The organism is Parabacteroides leei (assembly GCF_023369805.1).
GTDB lineage: Bacteria > Bacteroidota > Bacteroidia > Bacteroidales > Tannerellaceae > Parabacteroides > Parabacteroides leei.
In genome coordinates this window covers 222833-241357 of sequence record NZ_JAMBQG010000005.1, presented here as the reverse complement: position 1 = coordinate 241357, position 18525 = coordinate 222833, and the positions used below count along the sequence as shown (strand labels likewise).

Genomic DNA, 18525 nt, shown 5'->3' with positions numbered 1-18525 from the left:
CTTGGAGGAAGCAGCCGGCTTGGATTCGAGAGATTAACCGCTCAATTCGTGTTACTGGTAATAACATGGATCGACAATTAGTTAACTTAATTCATTTACAAAAATATGAAAAATATATGGATCAACGAAATCTCTTTAAAAAAAGAGATCAAGCGTCTATTACTTCTTATGAAAATCACATTTATTATTTTGTTTATATGTATTTTCCAGTCACAAGCAATTACCTCTTATGCCCAAAATGCTACTATTTCTATTGAAAAAAAGGAGGTTACATTAGAAGAACTCTTTAACGACATAGAGGAACACAGTGAGTTTTTATTTAATTACCGGGATAGTGATGTCAATCATATTAAAGCAAAGGTAAGCATAAAGAATGGAAATATAAGGGAAATTTTGACACAGGCCTTGAATAATACAGGCTTATCTTATTCGATTAACAACCGACATATTACAATATTCAAAGCACCTAAAATCGTAAAGGAAGATAAGAAAATAATCTCTGGAAATGTAAAAGATCATGCTGGAGAACTCTTATTAGGAGTTTCTATCGTGCTTAAAGGAACGTCTATCGGAACAGTAACAGATATAGACGGTAATTATTCTATAGAAGTTCCGGACGATCATGCAATATTAATTTTTAGTTATCTAGGTTACAGCACCAGAGAATTATCAGTAAAGGGGAAAAACCGGATAGATGTTATTTTAATCGAAGATACGCAGAAATTGGACGAAGTGGTGGTTGTAGGTTTTGGTACACAGAAGAAAGTGAACCTGACCGGATCTGTTGGCACAGTAAATGCCGAGGCCTTGGAATCAAGGCCGGTACAAAATGCCGTACAAGCCCTGCAAGGTATGGTGCCTGGATTACAGATATCGACAACCAGTGGTACTTTAGACAAAAAAATGGATATGAATATACGTGGAACAGGTACTATTGGTGAAGGATCAGAAAGTGGCCCACTTGTATTAATTGATGGTATGGAAGGAGACATTAATTCTATCAATCCACAGGATATTGAAAACATATCTGTGCTGAAAGACGCTGCCGCATCCTCCATTTATGGTTCACGCGCTCCTTTCGGCGTTATTTTGGTAACTACCAAAAGCGGAAAAAGTGGCAAAACTACAGTAAATTATAACAATAACTTCCGATGGGGGAGTCCAGTAAAAATGCCGAAACAAATGGATTCATATACATTCGCTACTTTTTATAACGATGCTTGTATCAATAAAGGCGATGGTGCTTACTTTAAACCAGATCATTTACAACGTATTAAAGATTATCAGACAGGCAAGATATCAACTGTCAATCTGGCAAACGGCAACTATTGGTTCGATGGTTATGCACAGGGTAATGCCAATACCGACTGGTATGATGTTCTTTACCGCGATCAAACTTTCTCACAAGAGCATAACCTGAGCTTGAACGGAGGATCGGAAAAAATCAATTATTACTTGTCGATGAACTACCTGGATCAAAATGGTCTCATGGAATTCAATCAAGACACTTACAATCGTTATACAGCTACGGCAAAAATTAACATAACATTAACCGACTGGGCAAAAATCAATTACAGTTCCCGCTTAACTCGTGAAGATTTCGGCCGCCCTTCCGCACTGAAAAGTGAATTATTCCGTGACTTGGCTCGCCAAGGATGGCCCACATTACCACTATATGACGATAACGGATATATGTTCTCTTCTCCCTCTCCTGCTTTAGCTTTAAGAGACGGTGGACGTGATAAAACACAGACAGACAATATCTATCAGCAAGCTTCATTGATTTTGGAACCGATTAAAAACTGGATAACTCATGTAGATTTCAATTACCGTATCCTTTCTGCTAATCGCCACTGGGATAAACAATATTTGTACAATCATGATGTAAATGGCAATCCATACGTCTATGATTCCAGTTCAAACGTCCATGAAGACCAGAAAAAAGAAAACTATATGAACATAAATGCTTATACTGAATATTCTTATAATCTGGAATCAGGACATAACTTCAAGGGGATGATCGGTTTTCAAACTGAACAATTGAGATATACAGAGTTTGGTCTACAACGTGATGGAATCATTATACCAGGACTACCGGAAGTTGATATTACTACGGGCTTGGATTATTATGGAAATGTAATAACTCCGGCAGTAAATGGCGCACGCAAAGCTTGGTCTACTGCCGGATTTTTTGGACGCATTAACTACGATTATCAAGGGAAATATCTAGCTGAAGTTAATCTACGTTATGATGGGACATCCCGTTTTCGTAGAGAACAACGTTGGAACTGGTTTCCTTCATTCTCTTTAGGATGGAATATGGCACATGAAGAGTTTTGGGAACCATTTACTGATTACGTAGGAACTTTAAAAATCCGTGGGTCATATGGAGAATTAGGGAACCAAAACACAAAGGAATGGTATCCTACATATCAGACATTGATTGTAAAAGCCAGTAATGGTGAATGGTTACAAAACGGAATGAAACCCAACACTGCGGAAGTTCCCGGATTGATCAGTTCTACCTTAGGATGGGAACGTGTACGCAACTGGAATGTCGGTTTTGATTTTGGAGCTTTTAATAACCGTCTGACCGGATCTTTTGATTATTACAACCGTTTGACACTCGATATGGTAGGACCTGCTCCAGAACTACCTTATATCCTGGGATTAGAAGTCCCCAAAACCAATAATACCGACCTGAAGACCTATGGTTTCGATCTGGACATCAGTTGGAACGACCGATTAAAGAATGGTTTAGGATATGATGTTAAATTTATTCTTTCAGACTCTCGTACTAAGATTACACGCTATCCCAATCCGACAAATACACTGGATAAGTACAAAGCCGGCGAATTGATGGGGGATATCTATGGATATGAAACGATCGGAATAGCTAAATCGAAGGAAGAGATGGATCAGCATCTCGCTTCACTTCCAAACGGGGGACAAAATGCGTTAGGAACTAATTGGGACGCTGGCGACATTATGTATAAAGATCTGAACGGAGACGGTAAGATTGATAACGGCGGTAATAAGTATAACGATATGGGGGACATGAAGAAAATAGGTAATAATACTCCCCGTTATTTATTTGGACTTGATCTGAATGCTTATTATAAAGGTTTTGATTTCAGGGCCTTCTTTCAAGGAGTTATGAAACGCGATTATTGGCAAGGAAGTCCTTACTTTTGGGGAATTTCTAGCCTTTGGCATTCTACAGGTTTTGTTGAACACACTGATTACTTCCGTGCTGAACAGTCAAACGATCTAACGGCTAACCTTGATGCTTACTATCCACGTCCAGTATTCGATTCAGATAAAAATAAGCAAAAACAAACTTCTTATTTGCAGAATGGAGCTTATATTCGTTTAAAAAATATCCAATTAGGCTATACTCTTCCGACAGTCATGACACATAAATTCTATGTATCAAAATTACGCATATTTGTTTCCGGTGAAAATTTATGGACAGGAACCTCGCTAGCAAAGATGTTTGACCCAGAAACTATTGGAGGTGGTGATGACACTGATAAAAATGGTAATGCCTATCCATTATCTAAAACAATCTCTTTCGGTATAAGTGTAACTTTATAATAAAATAAATGGAATCATGAAACTAGTCAATATATTTAAATATATAGCGGGAGTCGCTTTACTCGGAATATTCGGTTCATGCAATGATTATCTGGACCAGGAGCCAAAATCCACAATCTCCCCGGAAAAATATTTAGTGGAAGAAGCACAACTTGCTTCTTATGCAAATGGATTATACAAAGATGTACTACCCAGCCATGCTTATGGTTATGGTCTTTTTGGTGAAGATAAAGATACAGATAACCAGGCAAGCTTCAGTTATAATGATCGGTTTATTTCCGGACAGTGGAAAACAAAACAGTCTCAGAAAATGGATGACGATCCTTACCGTTTCAAATTCATTTACAGTTGCAACTATTTTCTGGAAAACGTGTTACCACGTTATAATGAAAAAACACTTTCCGGTGATGATACAAAAATCCGCCAATATATCGGTGAAATCTATTTCTTACGTGCACATGAGTATTTCAAACGTTATCAAATGTTTGGAGATTTCCCCATCGTGCGTAATACAATACCAGATCAAATGGAACCTTTAGTGGAAAGTAGTAAACGATCCCCACGTAATGAAGTTGCTAGATTTATTATATCTGACCTGGATTCAGCTATTATGTTGATGGGATCAGGTGCAGGTACAGATAAAACACGTATTAACAAGGAAACTGCATTATTACTAAAATCACGTGTTGCTTTATTTGAGGGCACTTGGCTGAAATATTTTAAAAATACAGCATTCGTACCCAACGGCCCTGAATGGCCAGGAAAAAGTAAGGAATACAATGCCAACTACCAATTTCCAACGGGAGATATTGACAAAGAAATCAATTATTTTCTAACACAATCGATGGAAGCGTCCAAAGAATTAGGAGACGGCGTCACTTTAGTTGAAAATACAGGTATAGTGCAACAATCTGCAACTGAAGCTGCCAACCCTTATATGGATATGTTTTCAGCAGAAGATATGTCCAGATACAGTGAAGTGTTACTATGGCGTCCGTATAGCAAAGCACTGGGAGTTACGCATAATGTCGTAACCGCCGGACAGCACGGTAATTACGGCATAGGATTGACACGTGGTATGGTAGAAAGCTTTTTAATGGCAAACGGTTTACCCATTTACGCTGCTACCAGCGGTTATAAGGGAGATGAAACAATTGCTGACATACGCAAGGACCGGGACTCTCGCCTCACGATCTTCCTAAAAGAACCGGGACAAAAAAATATCTTATTTGAAGCTGCAGAAGGGGATATGGCCGTACCCGTTGAACCGTATCCGGTTATTTTGAACAGTAATCCAGAAAAAGGATATTCTACCGGCTATGCATTACGTAAAGGAGGTAGCTATGATCAAAAGCAATGTGGTAATACAGTAAACTATACAGGAGCTATGATATTTCGTGGGACAGAAGCTTTATTAAATTATATTGAAGCTTCCTATGAAAGAGACGGTGCCTTGGATGGAACAGCCCAGAATTACTGGAGACAAATTCGCCAACGTTCTCACATCGATCCTGATTATAATAAAACAATTGCAGCAACTGATATGAGCAAGGAAGCGTCAAATGATTGGGGTGCTTACTCTGCAGGAGAATTAGTGAACCCAACGCTTTATAACATACGTCGTGAACGTCGCTGCGAATTGATGGCTGAAGCATTGCGGTATATGGACTTACGTCGATGGAGAGCAATGGATCAAATGATCAAAACTCCATATCATATCGAGGGGTTCAAAATATGGGGAGAGATGCAAAATTGGTATAAAAATGAGGATGGAACATCACAATTGATTTATGGTATGGATAATGCTACATCGAATGTCTCGGAACCGACAAGAAGTAAATATCTACGCCCATATGAAAAAGTCAACAATTCCATTGCGAAAGATGGCTATACATGGTCTATGGCTCACTACCTGACTCCATATAATATTCAGCATTTCGATATAACCTCAGGAGAAGGACAGATTGAAAATTCACCTATCTATCAGAATCCATATTGGCCTACTGAAGCTAATATGCCTGCAATCAAATAGAACTAATAAAGAAATAAAAATTAAACGGTTCACACCTCTTTCTACAGAAAGACCATGTGAACCGTTTTTTATATCTAATGTCGGATCTTACTTTCCCAACTCCTTATTATAAACCGCCTCATCATTAATAATGCGAAGAGCCTCTTTAAAGCTTTCGTTATCATCGTTTATAATCTGGAAATACTCGGCCATATCATACAAATCGCGGGCGATCAAGGCCTTTATCTGAAGGGTGATAAGAGGTTTGGAACGATTGTATTGTTCTTCGTTGAACTCGATCTTTTCACCTTTACCCAATTCGATCAGTTCCTGTAATGTTTCTTCCGGAACGGTAAAATCTTTTTTGTACTGACTGAATTTCGGATATTTTTTGTTCATCGCGGCACGGTTACGGTCCAGATAACTCATGGATACACGGTTTACCAGTCCGGTAGCAACCAGGCTACGATGATAATCCGTATAACGGGTCGTGTCGACCGGAATAAAGACGTCGGGCATGATACCGCCACCACCGTAAACGATACGTTTCGTCTCCAGTGTATTATATTTCATTGAATCCGGGAAATGGATGCTGTCGGCACTCATCAGCTCGCCACGGTTGTAGCGGTCGATCAGGTCGTGCTGGTAGTCTTCCAGTTTGCCGTTCTCATAATGTTTTTGGATGCTTCGTCCGGTAGGCGTGTAATAACGGGCAACCGTCAAACGAATCATCGAGCCGTCCGGCATAGGGATCGGTTTTTGTACCAGTCCTTTACCGAATGTACGGCGGCCGACAACAACACCACGGTCCCAATCCTGTACGGCACCGGAGAGGATTTCGCTGGCAGAAGCAGACGATTCGTCCACTAATACCACCAGACGACCTTCTTCAAAATTGCCTTTGGCTGTAGATTTTGCTTCATCGCGCGGCTGTTTGTTTCCTTCCGTATAAACAATCAGTTTGTCTTTATCCAGGAATTCATCCGCCAGTTCGATGGCGATGTTGAGATAACCTCCGCCATTTCCCTGCAGATCGAGGATCAGGTTCTTCATTCCCTGTTTTTGCAGTTTAGCAAGCGCCTCACGGAACTCGTCAGCCGAAGAAGCGGCAAAACGGTTCAGTTTGATATATCCGGTCTGCTTGTCTGCCATATAAGCGGCATCCAGGCTGGTTACAGGTATCTTGCCACGAATAATCTTGAACTCGATCAACTCCGGATTCTTATTACGCAATACTTTTATGCCGACTTCGGTTCCTTTCGGACCACGCAAGCGTTTCATAATGTCGGTAGTCTTCATTTTAACACCGGCTATCAGGGTATCGTCAACCATAATGATACGGTCGCCGGCCACTAGCCCTACCTTTTCAGAAGGTCCGCCGGGGATTACCTGGATAACATATAATGTATCGGTCAACATGTTGAACTGGATGCCGATACCGTCGAAGTTACCTTGTAGAGGTTCGGTCATTTCTTTTGTCTCTTCCGGATCCATGTAGTTTGAATGTGGGTCCAGTTTTTCCAGCATACCGATAATCGCATCTTCCACCAACTTGGAATCATCCACCGGATCTACATAGAGATTCGAGATGGCATACAATGCCATGGATAATTTGCGGGCATCCTGATTCGGTTTCTGGGCCACTGCCGACGTGATAGCAATCATCGCGACAAGCAGGGAGAATAGGATTCGTTTCATTTTAAATCTTTTATTTCGTAAATTGTCAATATAAGTTCGTACCCTTTGGCACGAACTGAGAAATATCTTTTCCATAACGCAGCAGTTCGCGTACGATACTGGAGCTGATATGTGTATGTTCGGGTTCGGTAAACAGGATAAATGTTTCGATACCACTCAGTTTACGGTTTACGTCGGCAATACTTTTCTCGTACTCGAAATCGTTTACCGTACGGATACCGCGTAAGATAAAACCGGCCCCCACTTCCTCTGCAAAATCAACAGTCAGTGAGTCGTACGACATTACCTTTACTCTCAATTCCTCCTTATACAGGTTTTCGATCGCTTCCAACCGTTCTTTGAGAGGGAAATAGGTTTGTTTCTTCTCGTTGACACCAATAGAGATAATAATTTCATCCACCAGAGCCAGTCCGCGACTTACCAACGATTGATGTCCGATGGTGAAGGGATCGAAAGTTCCGGGGAACAAAGCAATACGCTTGTTCAGTTGACAGGCGACTGGTGACAGGTGACCATTTTTGTCGCCGTCAATTTCTACTGCACTGCTCTGATTGTTGCGTGTAATACCTTTATTTTCCATATTGTTTCTTTTCAAACTGCCAACTGCCACTCGTCAACTGTCAACTAACAACATCTTCTTCAATAACCAGGTTATCAATGATAAAGTTCTGTCTTTCCATGGTGTTCTTCCCCATATAGAATTCGAGCATATCTTTTACCAGGTCTTCTTTTTTCATTGTGACCGGATCCAGGCGTATATCTTTACCGATAAAATGTTTAAACTCGTCCGGTGAAATCTCTCCTAACCCTTTAAAGCGGGTAATTTCCGGATTCTTCCCTACAGCCTGTATAGCCGCCAAACGCTCTTCTTCGCTGTAGCAGTAATACGTTTTCTGCTTATTGCGGACACGAAAAAGCGGGGTTTGCAGGATATAGACGTGATTACGTTTGATCAGGTCGGGGAAGAACTGCAAAAAGAAGGTGATCAACAACAAGCGGATATGCATACCATCGACATCGGCATCGGTCGCGATGATCACTTTGTTGTATCTCAATCCGTCCAATCCGTCCTCAATATTGAGGGCTGCCTGCAAGAGGTTGAACTCCTCATTTTCATACACGATCTTCTTGGTCAGGCCATAACTGTTAAGCGGTTTACCACGCAGACTGAAAACAGCCTGGTAGTTCGGATCGCGGCTCTTGGTGATAGATCCGCTGGCCGAGTCGCCCTCGGTAATGAAGATGCAGCTTTCTTCCGTACGGTCGCCTTTGAGATCGTTCAAATGGATACGGCAATCGCGTAATTTCTTATTGTGCAGGTTAGCCTTCTTAGCTCGTTCGCGAGCCAGTTTGGTAACACCGGCTATAGCTTTACGTTCTTTTTCCGACTCCAGTATTTTGCGGAGCAAAGCCTCCGAAGTGTCTACATTTTTATGTAGATAATTATCCAGTTCCTTCTTGATGAAATCACCCACGAATTTGGCGACTGTCGGTCCGTCGGGGCCTATATCCTTCGACCCTAGCTTTGTCTTTGTCTGGCTTTCAAACACAGGCTCTTCTACTTTGATACTGATAGCGGCAACAATACCGGCACGGATATCAGAGTATTCGAAGTTCTTGTTATAATATTCTTTGATCACACGCCCCAGTGTCTCACGAAAAGCAGAAAGATGTGTTCCCCCCTGCGTCGTGTACTGCCCGTTCACAAAGGAATAATATTCTTCACCATACTGGTTGCTGTGGGTGATAACCACTTCTATATCTTCACCGTTCAGATGAATGATCGGATATAGCGGCTCAGTAGTCATATTCTCGTTCAGCAGGTCTACCAGACCATTACGGGAGTGGAATTTCTTACCGTTGAAGAGGATGGTCAATCCGGAGTTGAGGAAGACATAATTCTTCAGCAGACTTTCGATGAACTCGTCTTTATACTGATATTCCTTAAATATTTCGCGGTCGGGGATGAAATAGATCGAAGTTCCGTTCGCCTCGGCAGTAGGCTGAATAGCCGACTCTTCGGTAATGAGCGCCTTGCTGTATTCCACCCGTTTGCATTCTCCGTCGCGAAAACTGGTAATAAGGAAATAGCTGCTCAGAGCATTTACCGCTTTGATACCGACACCGTTCAATCCGACAGATTTCTTAAATGCCTTGCTGTCGTACTTAGCACCTGTATTCATCTTACTGGAAACGTCGACCACTTTTCCCAGAGGAACACCACGGCCATAGTCCCTGACAGAGACGGTTCCTTCTTCTACGGTTACTTCTATGGTTCTACCATACCCCATCATGTATTCGTCGATGGAGTTGTCGAGTACTTCTTTCAGCAATACATAGATACCATCATCCGCATAGCTGCCATCTCCCAATTTACCAATATACATACCTGGGCGCCGGCGGATATGTTCCATCCAATCCAACGTCTTGATATCGTCGTCATTATACGCTGTCGGTTGTTGCATTGTTGAATTCAGTTCTTCCATAGAAAATCCTTATTTTAATTTTTTAATAAAAGCTCTTCTTGTTTTATGATGTTCACGTTTGAAATAATCCCATTGGGCCTGTACGGCATTGTTGCTTGCCAACTCCGGGTTACTTTCGGCATATTCGACTCCCAAGCCGATATATACTGGAATAAGATCATTGAACAGCAGTGCATTTACTCCCTTGTTCTGATATTCCGGCAATACTCCAGTCAAATACAGGTCGATTACTTTCGGTTTTGTTTTCAATGCTTTCAGCAGATGTATCCATCCGAAAGGGAACAAATGTCCTTTTGCCTTCTGCATAGCATGCGAGAGACTGGGCAGTGAGATTCCAAAACCGACTACTTTGTCATCTTCTTCCCTGATAATAAGGGTTACCAGATCCAGGCGGATCATCGGGATATACATTTTCACATAATAGTCGATCTGCTTCTGCGTCAGCGGAGCAAAACCATATAACGGGGCATAAGCCTCGTTCAGTGTTTCAAATATCTTCTGTGCATACGGCCATATCTCTTTCGTTTTCTTAAACTTCATGGTTTTCAGACCATATTTCTTTTTCACGATCTCTCCGATGCGCAAATGCTTCTCGGGAACACCTTCGGGTATATATATCTTAAACTCGTGCCAGTCCTGATCCTTCTCATAGCCAAGACGCTCCATATGCTTCGGGTAATAAGGATAATTGTAGATCGCAGCCATTGTCCCGAGTTGGTCGAAACCTTCTATCAACATTCCCTCATGGTCCATATCGGTAAATCCCATCGGACCATGAACTTCGTTCATACCTTGTTCAACGGCCCACTTTTCAACGGCACCGAACAGGCTGTCTACTACTTCCGCATCATCGATGAAATCGAGAAATCCGAATCGGGCACGTTGTTGCTTCCACACTTCGTTACTGCGCCGGTTTATCATTCCGGCGATACGACCTACTATTTTATTGTCTTTGTAAGCCAGATAATAGACAGCATCGCAGACTTCAAAAGCCGGATTCTTTTCCTTATCTAACGTAACCATCTCCTCTTCAATCAACCCCGGTATATGGAAGGGATTGTCTTTATATAAATCGATATTGAACTTAACGAACTTCTTAAGTTCTTTTTTGCTGGTAACTTCTTTAATTACTACACCCATTGGTTATTTTAATTAGAACGGCAAATTTACATAATTAATTCGTTAGATCGACCGTTTACAGTTAAGATTAGGACTTTTAACACCTACGTTTTCCGCTCTTGACATCCTCGAAAACAGAGCGGTTCCTGTACAAAAGTTACTTTATTACGACAATTTAATCCGTTTTCTACCAATATTAATAGGCTTTGATCATTCAGGAATTCATAAAATACGTTATATTTGCATTTAATAACAGGCAGTGAAATAGATTATTTACCATGAAAAACTTAATAGGATTACTTATGTTGACAATACCTTTTATTACAGGCGGATGTTCATCCGAGCTGAAAACTATCGAAGCAAACCTGGCATTTAAAGCCGAAGCAACAACCGGCGAAGGCTCTATCTGGCATCCGGATAGAAATACATTGTTTTGGGTAGACATCGAAGGAAAAACATTATATGAGTTTTATCCGGATAAGCAAGACTGTAAAACATGGGAGTTCGACCGTATGGTATCTACGGTTGTGCCTGAAACAGATAGTACGGTGATCGTATCCCTTCAGGACGAGATCGTAAGAGTGAACCTGAATGATAGTAGCCTGACGCCGGTCGCTCCGATACCGGATCAGGAAGGAAGGGTTCGCTGCAACGATGGGAAATGCGATCCGGCCGGACGCCTGTGGATAGGAACGATGGGATTCGGTGCACCCGAAGGTGCCGGAACACTGTACACCGTTGTTCCCGATGGAACTGTAACGACCAAACTGAACAAAGTAACGATCTCGAACGGCATCGTATGGTCTGCCAACAAAAAGTATATGTACTACAACGATACGGCAACAGGAAGGGTGGCCCGTTACCGATATGATGAAAAGACGGCTGAGATACTCTTTGACGGGGTTGCTGTTCTCATGGGGCCCGGTACAGGGTCTCCCGATGGCATGACGATCGATAGCAACGATAATCTTTGGGTCGCTCAATGGGGCGGTTACGGTGTCTATTGTTACAATCCGTATACGGGAGAACTGCTGGCAAAAGTAGAGGTGCCGGCTCCTAATGTCGCTTCCTGTGCATTCGGCGGTAAAGACATGAATACGCTCTACATTACAACGGCACGCGCCGGACTTTCGGACAAACAACTGGAAGAATACCCCCTTAGCGGTAGTCTTTTTGTTTGTAATCCGGGAGCAAATGGTCCGGAGCCATACCGGTTCAAATAATAACAGAACAGACAATATAATTTAGCCTGTTTGTAAACAGTATCTCGATTATAATTGTTTATTTTGTAGGGAGATGTTATATCTCTTATTTAATCACGAAAGAAATATATGACGAAAAACAAATCCGGGAAAAAGGACAACAAAGAAAACAAACCGAAAAAGAACAAGGCTAAGCGCATGAAAAAAGAAGCCATGCTGCATTCTGTCATGTCTGTTTTCCAGTCCTCTCCCAAGGAACCATTTAATTATAAACAGATAAGCAAGCTGATCGGTGTGGAAAGCCAGGTCCAGAAGCTCCAGGTGGTGGACCTTCTGTATGATCTTTCAGCCGAAAACTTTATTACGGAAATAGACCGTGGCCGCTATCGGTATAACGGCTTGGGAACAACAGCCGTCGGTACATTCGGACGCCGGAGCAACGGAAAAAACTCATTTATTCCGGAAGATGGCGGAGCACCTGTTTTTGTGGCCGAGCGAAACTCGGGACATGCCATGGACGGCGACAAGGTGAAGGTACAGTTATTTGCTAAACGCAAGGGAGCTGAACCGGAAGCCGAAGTGATCGAGGTACTGGAAAGCCAGAAAAAGACATTTGTAGGCAAGTTGCAGGTAACGAAAGGTTTTGCCTTCCTGATTACCGAGAATAAGACTTTGGCCAATGATATATTCATTCCGAAAGAGAAACTGAAAGGAGGAAAGAACGGCGATAAAGCGATTGTACGTATCGTGGAATGGCCGGAAGATGCCAAGAACCCGCTCGGAGAAGTAGTCGATATATTAGGCGTAGCGGGTCAGAACACAGCAGAGATGCATGCGATCCTGGCCGAATTCGGTCTGCCGTATGTATATCCCGAAAACGTAGAAAAAGCAGCCAATAAGATACCGGACACTATCCCGGAAGAAGAGATTGCCAAACGCGAGGACTTCCGCGATGTCCTGACTTTCACCATCGACCCGAAAGATGCCAAAGACTTCGACGATGCTCTTTCTATCCGCAGGCTGGATAATGCGAATTGGGAAGTAGGCGTACATATCGCCGACGTAACTCATTACGTAAAGCCGGAAAGCCTGATCGACCGCGAAGCGGAAAGCCGTGCGACATCCGTCTATCTGGTAGACCGTACGATCCCGATGCTACCGGAGCGACTCTGTAATCAGATTTGCTCATTACGACCGGACGAAGAAAAGTTAAGCTTCTCCGCCATATTCGAACTGGATGAAGATGCCAATGTGAAGAAATCGCGTATCGGACGTACAGTGATCAAGAGCAATCGCCGTTTTACCTACGAAGAAGCACAAGAGGTGATCGAAACAGGTGAAGGCGATTATAAAGACGAAATACTGAAACTGGATGCACTGGCTAAAAAGCTGCGTGAGAAACGTTTCAAAAACGGAGCCGTCAACTTCGACCGCTTTGAAGTAAGATTTGAAATAGATGAAACCGGAAAGCCGATCAGTACTTATATCAAGGAGTCGAAAGATGCCAATAAACTGATTGAAGAGTTCATGTTGCTGGCAAACCGCACAGTAGCAGAGTTCGTAGGTAAAGTGCCAAAAGGGAAAACGAAAAAAACGTTCGTTTATCGTATCCACGACCTGCCGGACCCGGACAAGTTGGAAAATTTTGCGGCCTTTATCCGCCGCTTCGGCTATAAGATGAAGACGGAAGGTAATAGCAAACTGGATATTTCCCGCAACCTGAACCGTTTGCTCGACGAAGTGCACGACAAACCGGAAGAAAACCTGATTGAGACACTGGCTATCCGTTCGATGCAAAAAGCCCGTTATACGACAGAGAATATCGGCCATTACGGTCTGGCTTTTGAATATTATACACACTTCACCTCGCCTATCCGCCGTTATCCGGATATGATGGTACACCGTTTGCTGGAACGTTATCTGGCAGGAGGGCGTAGCGTGGTAAAAGCGAAATACGAAGATATGTGCGACCACTGCTCTACGATGGAACAGGTGGCAGCGAATGCCGAACGTGCTTCTATCAAATACAAGCAAGTCGAATTTATGCAGGATAAGTTGGGAATGGTATTCGATGGTGTGATCTCCGGTGTAACCGAATGGGGATTATATGTCGAGCTGAACGAGAATAAGTGTGAAGGCCTTGTTCCCATCCGCGACCTCGGTGACGATTTCTACGACATGGATGAAGAAACATACAGCCTGATCGGCCGTCGCAAGAAACGTCGTTTCCGCCTGGGTGATCCGGTGACAGTGAAGATCGCAAATGCAAATCTGGAACGTAAGCAGCTAGACTTTATGTTGATGGAGTAAGGTTCCAATAAACATAGAAAAGGGAATAGAGACAGACAATCTGACTTCTATTCTCTTTTTATTTTGTTTTGTATTCATTCTTTTACCAATAGATCAATCCGAGCACCCCGCACCCGATCAGTGCCAACCCCAGTAAAGCATAAAAGATGCGTGCACCTTTTCTTCCGAATTTGTTTACAAAGGTTGCGGCTCCACTGGTTTCGAAATACCAGTCGAAATTGAAGATAGCGGCAATCAGAGAGAATGCTCCAAGAGCGATGAAAATAGCCAACAGGAAGTAATCGGTCGGTTCCATCTCTATTTACTTTATTTCTACGGTTCGCGATCCGTCCGGATTTTCACTGATCGTTACATCCACCACATCACCAGGAAGCAGGTCTTCGATTTTTTCCGGCCATTCGATAAAGCAAAGAGCACCGCTATAGAAATAATCTTCCGTACCGATATCTTCTGCTTCACTCAGCTTATTGATCCGGTAAAAGTCGAAATGATAGATCAGTTCGCCGGTTTCGTCACTACGATATTCGTTGATGATGGCGAATGTGGGGCTATTGATAACATCCTCCACACCCAGTTCTTCGCAGATAGCCTTTATGAAAGTAGTCTTCCCCGCTCCCATATTACCGTGGAAGGCAAAAAACGTACGGTCGTCCATGCCGGCAATAAATTCTTTAGCGGCCTGGCGGATCGTATCCAGATTCTCAATTTTGATTATACTCATGATGTCTTTCGATAATGTTCTTTTGTTATGTTCGCAAAGGTATAATTAAATTGACAATTGATAATTCACTATCGATAATTATTTAGGGATCATGGTAATGAATGGCACCATCATTTCCTCCATGGAGATTCCTCCGTGCTGGAATGTATTCTTATAATAAGATACATAATAATTATAGTTGTTCGGGTAAGCGAAGAAATCGTCGTTCATTGCGAAGATATACTTACTGCTCAGATTAGGAGAAGGAAGCCCCACCTTTTCCGGATCGCGTACTTCGAATACTTCTTTCGGGTTGTAGTTGAGGTTTTTGCCTACTTTATAGCGGAGATTGGTGTTTGTATTCCTGTCGCCCACCACCTTTATAGGATTATCTACGCGGATCGTCCCGTGGTCGGTCGTAACGATCACTTTATATCCCTTATCGGATATACGCCTGAACAGCTCCAGGGTTGTAGAATGCTGGAACCACGAACGGGTCAGGCTACGGTAAGCCGCCTCGCTTTGTGCCAGTTCGCGGATCATCTTCATTTCCGTACGGGCATGCGACAGCATATCCACAAAGTTGAGTACTACGACATTCAACTGGTTATGGGTCAGCGACGAGATCATATTCAGTAGCTTTTCGCCATACTGCGAATCGTGCACTTTATTATAAGAGAATGTATATTTCTTACGGAAACGGTCTATCTGTGTCTGGATCAACGGAGCTTCATTGAGGTTTTTCCCTTCTTCGCTCTCCTCGTCAACCCACAAATCCGGAAACATCTTTTCTATCTGCAAAGGCATCAGGCCGGAGAAAATGGAGTTACGGGCATATTGCGTGGCAGTCGGAAGGATACTGTAATACAGCCCTTCATCGAAGGTGAAATATTCAGCCAGCAGATCCTTTACTACACGCCACTGGTCCAACCGGAAGTTATCGATCAGGATAAAAAAAACCTTTTCATCGTTATCCAATAACGGGAATACTTTTTTCTTAAAAAGATCCGGACTCATCAAAGGGCGTTCCGCCGGATTCTGTATCCAGTTCACATAATTCTTCTTTACAAACTTACCGAAAGCATTGTTGGCCTCTTCCTTTTGCATGCGGAGCATATCAGACATCTGGGTCTGGCTGCTTTCGAGCTCCAGCTCCCAGTAAACCAACTTTTTGTAGAGTTCCATCCAGTCGTCGGTAGTCAACGAATCGTTGATCTGCATACCGATACGGCCAAACTCCTGCTGGTAACCGACAGTGGTCGTTTCCGATATGATTACATTCTTATGTACATTCTTCTTGATGGAAAGGAGAAGCTGGTTTGGATTGACCGGCTTGATAAGATAATCGGCAATCTTATTCCCGATCGCCTGGTTCATAATGCTTTCCTCTTCGCTTTTGGTAACCATCACGACCGGGACATTCGGGTTGATCTCCTTAATGTGGGCAAGTGTTTCCAGACCAGTCAGACCGGGCATGTTCTCATCGAGGAAAATAATATCGAACGATTGTTCCTTGCAACAGTCGATAGCATCCTGCCCGCTGATTACCGGAACGACTTCATATCCTTTATCCTGCAAAAACAAAATGTGAGGTTTCAGCAAATCGATCTCATCATCTGCCCAAAGTACTCTGTCTTTCTTTACTGCCATATTTATTACCTTATTAATTCTTACAAATTTAACTGGAATAGTTTACATAATAACGGTCTGTTGGGGCGTTTTGTATATTATCCGCTGTTTTTTTACGGTCTTTTATACCCTGTGTATTAAAATTGTGAACTGTGTTTTTAATTCTTTTTCATCGTATAGTCTGTAATCCCTAAAGCCTCGTAGGCCTGAAGCAATGCCTCATCGTTGTCGGAGATCATCAGCAGTTTATCGCCCTCCATCAGAACCGTATTTCCTTTGGGGATAAAATAACGCCCGTCGCGCATCACCATTACCGCCAGCGTATGGTCGGGCAGGGTAAACTCCATCAGCTTGTTGCCATGCGTCAACACTTCCGGTGTAACATCGATCTCGCTCATGGCACTCTTTATACCTTCCGGCAGCTCGATGCCGAATACATCCTTGCGCTCCGGTTCATCGATCAATCCCAGCCACTTGGCGGCCTGTGTTACGGTCGTTCCCTGGATAAGCAGGGAAAGGATAGTGATAAAGAATACCACATTAAAGATCAATCCGGCATGTTCTACTCCCGCAATCATCGGATAGGTGGCGAAAATAATCGGCACGGCCCCGCGAAGCCCCACCCACGAAATATACAATTTTCCTTTCGTCGTAAAGTTCTTATAAGGAAGCAGGCAAAGGAATACGCTTATCGGACGAGCGAAAAGGATCATAAAGATACCGACTGTCAGCCCGATCGGGGCAACCGGCAACAATTCGTGAGGGTTAACGAGCAATCCCAACGTAAGGAACATCACGATCTGCCATAACCAGGCAAAACCGTCGAAGAACGTACCAATACTCTTTTTATGAACAATCTTGGCATTTCCAACCACCAGCCCTGCAATATAAACGGCCAGGTAACCATTCCCCTTGCACAGCGTAGTTGCTGCGAAGGTGAAAAAAGCAGTGGCCAACAATAAGATCGGATACAACGACTCGTTGTCGATATCGATCTTGTTGATGATAAGTACGGCTAATTTACCCAACAGGAAACCGGCTATAGCGCCGACCGACAACTGGATAATCAGCGATAGAACCGCATCACCCAGATTCATCCCGGCTGTTTGTATATAGGCGATCAACAGTAAAGTAAGCATATATGCCATCGGGTCGTTACTACCACTTTCCAACTCCAGCGTGGGACGCAAACGTTGTTTCAGATAAACTCCCTTACTCCGGAGAATGGAGAATACGGATGCCGAGTCGGTAGACGACATAACAGCCGCCATCAATAACGATTCGGGAAAGGTCAGGGTTTCATACCCCACAACAAACTTCGATATATAATATATGAAGCCTCCTGTGATAAACGTAGTAGCCAACACTCCGATCGTGGCCAGGATGACCCCTTGCGACGCGATTGGCTTAATCTCGGATATCTTCGTGTCCATACCACCTGAAAACAGGATGATACTCAACGCCAGCATACCGATAAACTGTGCAATATTCGGGTTACTGAACTGGATTCCCAGCCCGTCACTACCAAATAACATACCGACTCCCAGAAAGAGCAACAAAGCGGGAAGTCCGAAGCGATAACCTGCCTTACCGGCAAAAATACTGAAAAATAAAATGACGGAAGCAATCAGCAAGATTCCCTCCGCATTATGCAGAATTTCTAAATCATGGAACATAAGCGGAAACGGTTTACTCTAATTATCCTTCAAAATAACAAAAAAAAGCTGAAACGACAATGGAATGAATGCCGAAATATCTGGCTCATATACTGAC

The 18525-nt window shown here is 43.0% G+C and carries 12 protein-coding genes; 4 read left to right on the top strand and 8 right to left on the bottom strand.

The features are described 5' to 3' along the window. The first annotated feature begins 105 nt into the window (after positions 1 to 105). Together M1P97_RS09950 and M1P97_RS09945 are read left to right on the top strand one after the other, a co-directional pair. Positions 106 to 3597: a TonB-dependent receptor gene (locus M1P97_RS09950; protein ID WP_249388979.1), complete on the top strand. Its 3492-nt coding sequence runs from the start codon at positions 106 to 108 to the stop codon at positions 3595 to 3597. Positions 3598 to 3613: 16 nt separating this feature from the next. After that, a complete protein-coding gene (locus M1P97_RS09945; protein WP_249388978.1) occupies positions 3614 to 5629 on the top strand; it encodes a RagB/SusD family nutrient uptake outer membrane protein in 2016 nt (671 codons plus the stop codon). An 87-nt stretch (positions 5630 to 5716) separates the two neighbouring features. Here the strand turns inward: M1P97_RS09945 and M1P97_RS09940 are convergent, their stop codons facing one another. The 4 genes from M1P97_RS09940 to M1P97_RS09925 are packed head-to-tail and all read right to left on the bottom strand — an operon-like array spanning position 5717 to position 10932. Continuing rightward, positions 5717 to 7306: a S41 family peptidase gene (locus M1P97_RS09940; protein ID WP_249388977.1), complete on the bottom strand. Its 1590-nt coding sequence runs from the start codon at positions 7304 to 7306 to the stop codon at positions 5717 to 5719. Positions 7307 to 7331: 25 nt separating this feature from the next. Then, complete coding sequence (gene coaD, locus M1P97_RS09935; RefSeq protein ID WP_394803895.1) at positions 7332 to 7886, bottom strand: pantetheine-phosphate adenylyltransferase; 555 nt, start codon at positions 7884 to 7886, stop codon at positions 7332 to 7334. A 40-nt stretch (positions 7887 to 7926) separates the two neighbouring features. Further along, positions 7927 to 9792, bottom strand: coding sequence for a DNA topoisomerase IV subunit B (locus M1P97_RS09930; RefSeq protein ID WP_195370355.1), 1866 nt, complete (start codon positions 9790 to 9792; stop codon positions 7927 to 7929). Between the two features lie 9 nt (positions 9793 to 9801). Beyond that, complete coding sequence (locus tag M1P97_RS09925; protein ID WP_195370356.1) at positions 9802 to 10932, bottom strand: hypothetical protein; 1131 nt, start codon at positions 10930 to 10932, stop codon at positions 9802 to 9804. 281 nt (positions 10933 to 11213) lie between these two features. On the opposite strand from M1P97_RS09925, the gene M1P97_RS09920 reads away from it, so the two are divergent. Further along, positions 11214 to 12134 carry an SMP-30/gluconolactonase/LRE family protein gene (locus M1P97_RS09920; RefSeq protein WP_249389031.1) on the top strand — a complete coding sequence of 307 codons (921 nt, stop codon included), beginning with the start codon at positions 11214 to 11216 and terminating at the stop codon, positions 12132 to 12134. A 108-nt stretch (positions 12135 to 12242) separates the two neighbouring features. Then, entirely contained in the window at positions 12243 to 14423 is a 2181-nt protein-coding gene (rnr, locus tag M1P97_RS09915) for a ribonuclease R (protein WP_195370357.1), read from the top strand. Between the two features lie 82 nt (positions 14424 to 14505). Here rnr and M1P97_RS09910 read toward each other — a convergent pair whose 3' ends face one another. The 4 genes from M1P97_RS09910 to M1P97_RS09895 all read right to left on the bottom strand — a co-directional run bounded on the left by M1P97_RS09910 (position 14506) and on the right by M1P97_RS09895 (position 18428). After that, positions 14506 to 14718, bottom strand: a complete 213-nt coding sequence (locus tag M1P97_RS09910; protein ID WP_075559483.1) for an immunity 17 family protein — start codon at positions 14716 to 14718, stop codon at positions 14506 to 14508. A gap of 6 nt (positions 14719 to 14724) precedes the next feature. Continuing rightward, the gene (gene tsaE, locus M1P97_RS09905; protein WP_249388976.1) at positions 14725 to 15144 is read right to left on the bottom strand and encodes a tRNA (adenosine(37)-N6)-threonylcarbamoyltransferase complex ATPase subunit type 1 TsaE; all 420 of its coding nucleotides are present in this window, start codon (positions 15142 to 15144) and stop codon (positions 14725 to 14727) included. 78 nt (positions 15145 to 15222) lie between these two features. Further along, positions 15223 to 16773, bottom strand: a complete 1551-nt coding sequence (porX, locus tag M1P97_RS09900) for a T9SS response regulator signal transducer PorX (protein ID WP_249388975.1) — start codon at positions 16771 to 16773, stop codon at positions 15223 to 15225. A 137-nt stretch (positions 16774 to 16910) separates the two neighbouring features. Next, a complete protein-coding gene (locus M1P97_RS09895; RefSeq protein ID WP_249388974.1) occupies positions 16911 to 18428 on the bottom strand; it encodes a potassium/proton antiporter in 1518 nt (505 codons plus the stop codon). Positions 18429 to 18525: the final 97 nt, after the last annotated feature.

What these genes read in the sequence shown, in the direction of transcription:
- M1P97_RS09920 (WP_249389031.1), top strand. Translation starts at nt 11,214, where the DNA reads ATGTTGACAATACCTTTTATTACAGGCGGATGTTCATCCGAGCTGAAA.
- M1P97_RS09910 (WP_075559483.1), bottom strand. Translation starts at nt 14,718, where the DNA reads ATGGAACCGACCGATTACTTCCTGTTGGCTATTTTCATCGCTCTTGGA.
- M1P97_RS09940 (WP_249388977.1), bottom strand. Translation starts at nt 7,306, where the DNA reads ATGAAACGAATCCTATTCTCCCTGCTTGTCGCGATGATTGCTATCACG.
- M1P97_RS09895 (WP_249388974.1), bottom strand. Translation starts at nt 18,428, where the DNA reads ATGTTCCATGATTTAGAAATTCTGCATAATGCGGAGGGAATCTTGCTG.
- M1P97_RS09950 (WP_249388979.1), top strand. Translation starts at nt 106, where the DNA reads ATGAAAAATATATGGATCAACGAAATCTCTTTAAAAAAAGAGATCAAG.
- M1P97_RS09925 (WP_195370356.1), bottom strand. Translation starts at nt 10,932, where the DNA reads ATGGGTGTAGTAATTAAAGAAGTTACCAGCAAAAAAGAACTTAAGAAG.
- coaD (WP_394803895.1), bottom strand. Translation starts at nt 7,886, where the DNA reads ATGGAAAATAAAGGTATTACACGCAACAATCAGAGCAGTGCAGTAGAA.
- tsaE (WP_249388976.1), bottom strand. Translation starts at nt 15,144, where the DNA reads ATGAGTATAATCAAAATTGAGAATCTGGATACGATCCGCCAGGCCGCT.
- rnr (WP_195370357.1), top strand. Translation starts at nt 12,243, where the DNA reads ATGACGAAAAACAAATCCGGGAAAAAGGACAACAAAGAAAACAAACCG.
- M1P97_RS09945 (WP_249388978.1), top strand. Translation starts at nt 3,614, where the DNA reads ATGAAACTAGTCAATATATTTAAATATATAGCGGGAGTCGCTTTACTC.
- porX (WP_249388975.1), bottom strand. Translation starts at nt 16,773, where the DNA reads ATGGCAGTAAAGAAAGACAGAGTACTTTGGGCAGATGATGAGATCGAT.
- M1P97_RS09930 (WP_195370355.1), bottom strand. Translation starts at nt 9,792, where the DNA reads ATGGAAGAACTGAATTCAACAATGCAACAACCGACAGCGTATAATGAC.